We start from the raw sequence: 1488 nt of genomic DNA, 5'->3' as shown, positions 1-1488 counted from the left end.
CCCCCGTTATGTTTTCCGCGGTCCTGCAATGGGGCCGCTGGCCTCCGGGCCCGGCATGGCTGTTCCCCCCTGTCGAACGGATGACCTGGGGGGTGGTGCCACCGGGCCCGAGAGGCGCCGTTGGAGACGCTGATGAGAGGTCCGACTACCACCTGGCCTGGCGCAATGCCCGGCCCTTCGTGGGTGGCAGGTCTGCATAACGTGGATGCGCGCACGACGCCAACGCCCAGGCCAGCACGTATGACATCCGTTCAGGAGGACGGCTTGAACGACAGCGACGAGATAGGCGTCTTCCTCGGTCTGGACGTCGGCAAGAGCGCCCACCACGGGCACGGGCTCACCCCGGCGGGGAAGAAGGTCTTCGACAAGCAGCTGCCCAACAGCGAGCCGAAACTGCGGGCCGTCTTCGACAAGCTGGCCGCGAAGTTCGGCACCGTGCTGGTGATCGTGGACCAGCCCGCCTCGATCGGAGCCCTGCCCCTGACCGTCGCCCGGGACGCCGGCTGCAAGGTCGCCTACCTGCCCGGACTCGCGATGCGGCGGATCGCCGACCTCTACCCGGGCGAGGCGAAGACCGACGCGAAGGACGCCGCGGTGATCGCGGACGCAGCCCGCACCATGCCGCACACCCTGCGCTCGCTTCAGCCGACCGACGAGATCACCGCAGAACTGACCGTATTGGTGGGCTTCGACCAGGACCTGGCGGCCGAGGCGACCCGCACCTCCAACCGGATCCGCGGCCTGCTCACCCAGTTCCACCCCAGCCTGGAGCGCGTTCTCGGGCCGCGTCTGGACCATCAGGCCGTGACCTGGCTGCTGGAACGCTTCGGATCCCCGGCCGCGCTGCGAAAGGCCGGTCGTCGCAGGCTCGTTGAGGTGATCCGGCCCAAGGCTCCGCGCATGGCTGCCCGGCTGGTCGACGAGGTCTTCGACGCGCTCGACGAGCAGACCGTCGTGGTCCCGGGCACCGGCACCCTCGACATCGTGATCCCGTCCCTGGCCCATTCGCTCGCGGCCGTCCACGAACAGCGACGAGCTCTGGAAGCGCAGATCGGGCAGCTGCTGGAGGCTCACCCTCTTTCCCCGGTCCTGACCTCGATTCCGGGGGTCGCGGTCAGGACCGCCGCCACCTTGCTGGTCACCGTCGGCGACGGAACCAGCTTCCCCACCGCCGCTCACCTGGCCTCCTACGCCGGCCTCGCCCCGACTACCAAGTCGTCGGGGACCTCGATCCACGGCGAACACGCGCCCAGAGGCGGCAACCGGCAACTGAAACGCGCGATGTTCCTGTCCGCATTCGCCGCCCTGCACGACCCCGCCTCCCGCACCTACTACGACCGATGCCGGGCCCGCGGGAAAACCCACACCCAGGCACTTCTCCGCCTGGCCCGCCAGCGGATCAACGTGCTCTTCGCGATGCTCCGCGACGGCACCTTCTACGAACCCAGAGCCCCACGCCTCGCTTGACGAAAGACATAGAGGCACCCC

At 69.0% G+C, this 1488-nt stretch carries 1 protein-coding gene; it reads left to right on the top strand.

Going from position 1 to position 1488, the window contains the following annotated elements; translation table 11 throughout:
- The first annotated feature begins 264 nt into the window (after positions 1 to 264).
- Positions 265 to 1467, top strand: coding sequence for an IS110 family transposase (locus tag JHN45_RS51875; RefSeq protein WP_374195704.1), 1203 nt, complete (start codon positions 265 to 267; stop codon positions 1465 to 1467).
- Positions 1468 to 1488: the final 21 nt, after the last annotated feature.

This window comes from Streptomyces sp. MBT53, from assembly GCF_016654115.1.
GTDB lineage: Bacteria > Actinomycetota > Actinomycetes > Streptomycetales > Streptomycetaceae > Streptomyces.
Note: the sequence above shows the minus strand (reverse complement) of the source record. Positions and strands in the feature narration are given on the sequence as shown.